The 7,509-nt window shown below is 40.4% G+C and carries 6 protein-coding genes and 1 pseudogene; 6 read left to right on the forward strand and 1 reads right to left on the reverse strand.

Going from position 1 to position 7,509, the window contains the following annotated elements; translation table 11 throughout:
* Positions 1–63 precede the first annotated feature (63 nt).
* The 5 genes and pseudogenes from lon (at position 64) to BGP78_RS16680 (ending at position 6,162) form a co-directional block, all read left to right on the forward strand.
* On the forward strand, positions 64–2,421 hold the full coding sequence (lon, locus tag BGP78_RS16660) for an endopeptidase La (protein WP_119862424.1): 2,358 nt from the start codon (positions 64–66) through the stop codon (positions 2,419–2,421).
* 213 nt (positions 2,422–2,634) lie between these two features.
* Entirely contained in the window at positions 2,635–2,907 is a 273-nt protein-coding gene (hupB, locus tag BGP78_RS16665; RefSeq protein WP_010362222.1) for a nucleoid-associated protein HU-beta, read from the forward strand.
* A 167-nt stretch (positions 2,908–3,074) separates the two neighbouring features.
* On the forward strand, positions 3,075–4,985 hold the full coding sequence (locus BGP78_RS16670) for a SurA N-terminal domain-containing protein (RefSeq protein ID WP_119862425.1): 1,911 nt from the start codon (positions 3,075–3,077) through the stop codon (positions 4,983–4,985).
* A gap of 172 nt (positions 4,986–5,157) precedes the next feature.
* Positions 5,158–5,706 carry a YkvA family protein gene (locus tag BGP78_RS16675; RefSeq protein WP_119862426.1) on the forward strand — a complete coding sequence of 183 codons (549 nt, stop codon included), beginning with the start codon at positions 5,158–5,160 and terminating at the stop codon, positions 5,704–5,706.
* 65 nt (positions 5,707–5,771) lie between these two features.
* Positions 5,772–6,162, forward strand: a pseudogene (locus BGP78_RS16680) (VOC family protein).
* A gap of 21 nt (positions 6,163–6,183) precedes the next feature.
* Here the strand turns inward: BGP78_RS16680 and BGP78_RS16685 are convergent.
* Positions 6,184–7,020, reverse strand: coding sequence for a mechanosensitive ion channel family protein (locus tag BGP78_RS16685; protein ID WP_119862427.1), 837 nt, complete (start codon positions 7,018–7,020; stop codon positions 6,184–6,186).
* A 298-nt stretch (positions 7,021–7,318) separates the two neighbouring features.
* Here BGP78_RS16685 and BGP78_RS16690 point away from each other — a divergent pair.
* Positions 7,319–7,509 (forward strand): transposase (locus tag BGP78_RS16690; RefSeq protein ID WP_147386085.1); only part of this gene is annotated, 191 nt, incomplete at its 3' end.

Genomic DNA, 7,509 nt, shown 5'->3' on the forward strand with positions numbered 1-7,509 from the left:
TTTATGGTAACTATCCCCATATAGCTATCTATTATTAAAATAACGAATTGCGAAGAGAATCAAATGACGCTTGAGAGAACGGATCGAGTCGAAATCCCTGTGTTGGCGCTGCGAGATGTCGTTGTATATCCACATATGGTGATCCCATTGTTTGTCGGTCGAGAAAAGTCGATAAAATGCTTAGAAGCGGCAATGGAAAATGATAAACAAATATTTTTAGTTGCACAAAAAGATGCGTCTGTTGATGATCCAAGTACAGATGAGATTTATGATGTAGGTACGATTGCGACAGTTTTACAGTTATTAAAGCTACCTGACGGTACAGTGAAAGTACTGGTCGAAGGTACGCAGCGTGCAAAGATAGACGAGTTCATAGTCTCAGACGAATACTTTTTAGCTCATGCACAATTCATTGAATCGCAGGATATAGAAGAACAAGAACAAGATATATTTATCCGTAGTGCGGTCAGTCAATTTGAAGGGTATGTAAAACTAAATAAAAAAATACCACCTGAAGTACTGACATCAGTATCTGGCATTGATGAAGCGGCGCGTCTGGCTGATACAATGGCTGCTCATATGCCAATCAAGGTACCAGAAAAACAAAAAGTGCTTGAACTTGGTAGTGTTACTGAGCGCTTAGAGTATTTGATGGCATTGATGGAGGGTGAGATCGACCTACTACAGGTTGAGAAAAAAATCCGTTCACGTGTTAAAAAACAGATGGAAAAATCTCAGCGAGAGTATTATTTGAATGAGCAAATGAAGGCCATTCAGAAAGAACTCGGTGAGCTTGATGACGTGCCTGATGAGTTTGAAGCTTTGAAGAAACGCATCAGTGAAGCACAAATGCCTGAGGAAGCGCAAGAAAAGGCCACCTCTGAGTTGAACAAGCTAAAAATGATGTCTCCGATGTCTGCTGAAGCGACGGTTGTCCGTTCATACATTGATACCATGATCAATGTACCGTGGAAAAAGCGCTCTAAAGTTAAGAAAGACTTGGCAGGTGCGCAAAAGATTCTAGATGCTGACCACTATGGTTTAGAAAAAGTTAAAGAACGCATTATTGAGTATCTTGCCGTTCAGCAAAGAATCAATAAACTTAAGGGCCCAATATTGTGCTTGGTCGGTCCTCCAGGCGTAGGTAAAACTAGCTTAGGGCAATCTATAGCGCGTTCTACAGGCCGAAAATATGTGAGAATGGCACTTGGCGGTGTTCGTGACGAAGCTGAAATACGTGGACACAGACGCACATATATTGGTTCTATGCCAGGCAAACTTATTCAAAGTATGAGTAAAGTTGGCGTTAAAAACCCGCTGTTCTTATTGGATGAGATTGATAAAATGTCATCTGATATGCGTGGTGATCCGGCGTCAGCATTATTAGAAGTGCTAGATCCTGAGCAAAATAGTAATTTTGCTGATCATTACTTAGAAGTCGATTATGACTTATCTGATGTGATGTTTGTAGCAACATCAAATAGTTTTAATATTCCTGGCCCATTACTCGATAGAATGGAAGTTATTAGACTGTCGGGCTATACCGAAGATGAAAAGCTGAACATCTCTATTCAGCATTTAATCCCTAAACAAGTTAAGCGTAATGGATTAAAAGCGAATGAAGTAGACATTGAAGACAGCGCCATTATTGGAATTATTCGTTATTATACGCGTGAAGCGGGTGTGCGTAATCTAGAGCGTGAGATTTCTAAATTATGTCGCAAGGCTGTGAAAGAAATTTTACTAGACAAAGAAACGAAGAAAGTGGTCATAAACCAAGACAACTTAGAAGCTTTCCTCGGTGTACAACGTTTCGATTACGGTAAAGCAGAAGATGGCGATAGAATTGGTCAAGTGACGGGTTTAGCATGGACTGAAGTGGGCGGTGATTTACTGACTATCGAGTGTGCGGCTGTGCCTGGCAAAGGCAAGTTAACGTTTACTGGTTCTTTGGGCGATGTCATGCAAGAGTCTATTCAGGCAGCTATGACAGTAGTGCGGAACAGAGCTGAGAAATTGCGTATCAATGCAGACTTTCACGAAAAGCGCGATGTTCATGTACATGTGCCTGAAGGCGCTACGCCAAAAGATGGGCCTAGTGCGGGTATTGCGATGGTGACTTCGTTAGTTTCAAGTCTCACTGGAAACCCTGTACGCTCAGATGTAGCAATGACGGGTGAAATTACACTACGTGGTGAAGTATTGCCTATCGGCGGTTTAAAAGAAAAGCTATTGGCTGCACACCGTGGTGGAATTAAGACGGTGATTATTCCAAAAATTAATGAGCGTGACTTAAAAGAAATACCTGACAATGTTAGGGAAGGCTTAGAAATTCACCCTGTTACTTGGATCGATGACGTACTATCATTGGCTTTGGCTAACCCTGTTGAGAGTTTTTCTGTAGAAAACTCGAAAAAGTAAGAAAAAATCAAAAAAAGTGCTGTAAAAGGGTTTTCAAATCTAAAAGGTATGTTAACTTAGGCACTGGTTTTAAGCCTAGGCCTTATGTAGCCTAGGTTTGAGCAAGATTACGAATTAGAGAATCGCTGTGATATCTCTAGTATGAATAATAAAAGTGGTAGTTATCAAAGTTGGCTCTCGCTTTTGATAATAACAATGTAAGAGGATGATATTGTGAATAAATCTCAATTAATCGATCATATCGCAGCTGATGCTGATATTTCTAAAGCGGCTGCAGGTCGTGCACTAGATTCATTCATTGAATCTGTAACGGGCGCATTAAAAGACGGCGATTCAGTGGCACTGGTTGGCTTTGGTACTTTTTCTGTACGTGAACGTGCAGCGCGCTCTGGTCGTAACCCACAAACTGGTGAGACTATCCAAATTGCAGCGGCGAATATCCCTTCTTTCAAAGCGGGTAAAGCGTTAAAAGATGCAGTAAACTAATCCACTTGGATTATTAGCGCGGTTTTACACTGTTTCACACTATTTGCATTTCAAAGCCGTGTGTTGCTTCAAGAAAAAAAGCGTATCTGATAAGATACGCTTTTTTTACATTAGCAAGAAATTTCTAAAGCGCTTATGTGCTTTGGCTTAGATAAGAGAAAGAACAAATGCTTGAAAAGATTAGAGAGGGCTCACAAGGCCCAGTTGCCAAAATAATTCTTGGTGCAGTCATCTTGTCTTTTGCGTTAGCAGGGATCGGTGGTTACCTAGGTCAAACCACAGAGCAACCTGTTGCAGAAGTCAATGGAATAAAAATTAGCCAGACAGATTTTGCAAGGGCGTATCAAAATGAACGGGCTCGGTTAGAGCAACAATTTGGTGAATATTTTGCACAAATTTCATCAGACCCGACTTACATGGCTCAAATACGAAAAGGGGTTGTTGATAGGTTAGTACAGCAAGAACTACAAAATCAGCTTGCAACCGAACTCGGCTTACGAGTAAGTGATGAACAGGTAAAAAAAGCCATTGTTGAAATGCCATATTTTCAACTAGGTGGCGAGTTTAGTAATGATCGTTATTTGCAAGTGATCAGACAAATGAACTTCCAACCAGACTCATTTCGTGAATATTTACGAGAAGAGATGACTCGTTCGCAACTTGTGTCTGCGGTGGCTGGCACTGAGTTTGTCTTATCAAATGAGTTAAGTAATACCGTTGCATTACAGCAGCAAACTCGTGCTCTGGATTATATTGTGCTTGGTAAAGACAAAATGAAGGCACAAGTGACGCTCGAAGATGATGCGGTTATCAATTACTATGAATTGAATCAAGATAAGTATCAATCTACAGAGCAAGTGTCGGTGCAGTATTTAGAATTGAATGCTGAGAATGTAGACCCTGAAGTCGCAGTGACAGACGCGGATGTACTTGCATACTATGAAGAAAGTAAAACACAGTATTTAGAACCTGAAAAGCGTCGTGTATCTCATATTCTTATAGAGAATAATGAAGATGATGCTGCATCGAACGCTGAGGCTCAGGCATTACTGGTACAGTTACGCGAAGGTGCTGATTTTTCAGAACTTGCCAAGACAAAATCTGATGATATTGTCAGTGCAGAACTTGGTGGTGATCTAGACTGGATCGAACTAGATATGATGGACCCTGAGTTCGAATCAGCGGCGTTTGCACTTGAAAATGTCGGTGATATTTCAGGCGTCGTTGCGTCAGAGTTCGGTTATCACATTATTAAATTAACAGATATTGAACGTGAAGAAGTACAAGCTTTTGATGAAGTAAAAGTTGAGTTGCGCGCCGAACTGGAAAAAAATGCAAAAATAGATGCGTTTTACCAAAAGCAAACAGAGATTGCTGAGTTAGCATTCGAAATATCAGATTCTTTAGAAGATGCGGCTTTAGCGGCGGGTGTAGAGCTTAAATCAACGGGCCTTATCAGCCGTTTAGCTTTACCAGCACCATTAAACACTCCTGTTGTTAGCAATGTGGTATTTACGCCAGAGTTACTTGAAGATCGTGTCAATTCTGAAGTGTTAGAGGTCGGAAGCGAGCATATTATTGTTGTGCGAGTAGTAGATTATGCGCCAGCAGCGACTAAACCATTTGACGATGTAAAAGCACAAATTGAAACTAGCCTAATTAATGAGCAAGCGTCAGCACTTGTGAATGAGCATACGCAAACATTATTCGGTGAATTACAAGCTGGTAAATCACTCACAGAGATTGCAACGACAGAAGGGGTTGAAGTGAGCTCAGAAGATGCACTTGCACGTCAAACATACTCTGTAGCGCCGGCAATTTTAAATGAAGCGTTTAAATTACCTCACCCAGTTGATGGCAAGTCTGAAGTTGCGGTTGTTGAGTTAAATAACGGTGATGCGGCACTCGTTCAATTAAACCGTGTTAATAGCGCAGCACCAACGGCTGATTTAGATGAGCAGCAAAAGCAAAGTATTACAAACTCTCAAATAAACAGAAATTATTTGGCGTTTGTGAATGCACTAGAAGCTAAAGCTGAAGTGGCGCGTCCACAAATTCAAGTTTCTGAGCAAAATTAAATTAAACTGCTAGTATGAGAAAAGGCATCATTATGGTGCCTTTTTTGTTTGTAAATTTTGATAGTTAATTATTGTGTAGGATTTAATATTATGTCGATTAATGGCATAGTGAAGGTTGGTAGCGATCCGCTGCTAGAAATTGATAAGAATAAAATGGAATCAGGGAAATATTATGCCTATAGAAATTAGTTTTGAGTTATCTGATGCTGATTTAGCGCACTTTAGAACGATGATGCAAAATGTGATTGCGAAAAGTAGTCACACAGATGAACAAGAAGTAATTAGGAAAGCGCGTGCGCTTGTTTTGGAAATGGAAAAAGCAGAGTTACCTGAGTTTGTGCGAACTCGTATGACGTCACTAGCTTTGTTAATTGATGCAGTGCAAGATGCGGAGTGGCAGGTTCCTGAAGAAGAGAAGCAAGCGATTATTTTATCATTAGCCTATTTCAGCGAGCCGGAGGATGTGGTGCCAGATCATATTCCAGGGTTAGGGTATATTGATGATGCAATCATGATTGAATTGGTACTACAAGACCTATCATTAGACTTAAAAGCTTATAGAGAATTTTGTAGTTTCAGAGCCACGGAAGAGGCACGTCGTGGCGACAACGCTAAAGTTGATAGAGAAAGCTGGCTTGAAGGAACGCGTACACAGCTTAGAGCTTCTATGCGACGTAATCGAAAATCAGCAAAACCAAGATTATTATCTCGTATAATGTAAGTGCATTCATGCGTAGCTTTACCTTTATATCTGGGTAAAGCTACAGTTATACGGGAATTTATACATTGTTACAGTCAATACACCACTGCGCTATTATCTGTTCAGACTATGCTCGTTCAAAGTATTTTTATACCGAAATATTGGGGTTAACGATTCTCGCGGAGAATTATCGTGCTGATAGACAGTCTTTTAAATTAGATCTTGCCTTACCCGATGGATCACAGATCGAACTGTTTTCATTTGTTGAACCACCAAAAAGAATATCGCGGCCAGAAGCGTGTGGCTTGCGTCACTTAGCATTCAGGGTTGATAAGCTTAGAGAAAGTGATTGAGTTGCTAGCAAAGCACCATGTGGCTGCAGAAGTTATCCGAATCGACGAATTTACAGGCTGTAGATATACATTTTTCGCCGACCCGGACGGATTACCATTAGAGCTGTATGAAACAGGCCTATAAAGTAATGACTACCTGAACATATTAGCTCGATTTGTCGATAATATGTACATCTCTTTGTGGGAATGGAATAGCAATATCAGCTCCGTCTAGCGCAGGTTTAATTGCACGGTTCATGTCAAAATAAACATCCCAGTAATCCTCGGTTTTGCACCAAACGCGTAAAGTTAAGTCGATGGAACTGTCGCCATATCCGGTAACGCCTACAAAGGGTTTTGGATCTTTAAGGACTGAGTTGTTTTCGAGTGCCATGCTTGTTAACGCCTGCTCAGCATTATCTACTGATGCGCAATAGCTGATCCCGACGCTTAAATCGACACGGCGTATCGACTCATGGGTAATGTTTTTTATTTTCTCACTGGCTAATGGCCCATTAGGTAGAATAACACGACGATTATCGAGTGTTGTTAGAAAAGTGCAGAAGACATCAATGGCTTCGACTACACCTTCTTCACCTTGTGCCACAATATAGTCACCTACCTGAAATGGTTTGAAAATAAGGATAAGAACACCGCCGGCAAAGTTTGAAAGGCTGCCTTGTAGTGCTAAACCTATTGCTAAACCAGCAGCTCCTAAAATAGCAATAAATGATGTTGTTTGAACCCCGATCATCGAAATCACTGAAATAAATAAGCAGGCTTTTAGCATCACCGTGGCCATACTGCAGAGCCACTTTCTCAAAGACACGTTAAATTCTTTCTTTTGTAGTAAAAAGTCAATGCCTTTACTGATCAGTGAAATAACCCATAAGCCAATAAATAGAGTGATTATCGCCAGTATGATTTTGGGGGCATATAAAATAGCCATTTCAGTTACGGTATTAACTACCTGTTCAACATCAATCTTAGACAAATCAAGCATAGAGCGTTCTCTTATATTTGTTAGTTAAAAAGTATTGATAATTGTAGCTTATTTATTAATTAGTGCTGATATTAAGCATTTTACAATAGAATTTAGTGTTATTTTTATTCAATCAAACCGAGAGCTGAGAGTTGGGTGTACAGAGTCTATAGATAAAAGGGAGCTAATAGGGGGTACGCAAAGGGTTATTATACATAAATAGCGTCGGGTTTATTTACTGTTTCGTACGACTGTTGTGGTTCAATAATTCCGGACACTATTTTAGGTGGTATCATTACCACTCAATCAGAGGTGTCTGATGGCAAAAAAACGCAGAACATTTAGTAAAGAATTCAAACTTGAAGCCGCTTGTTTAGTTTTAGACCAAGGCTATTCACTTCAAGAAGCATGTCGTTCATTAGATGTTGGAGAAACGGCTTTAAGGCGCTGGGTTCAACAACTTGAACTTGAGCGAAATGGTGAAACACCTAATGCCAAAGCTTTGACTCC

Origin of the sequence: Pseudoalteromonas sp. MSK9-3 (assembly GCF_003590335.1) — a bacterium.
In the GTDB taxonomy this organism is placed as follows: Bacteria; Pseudomonadota; Gammaproteobacteria; order Enterobacterales; family Alteromonadaceae; genus Pseudoalteromonas.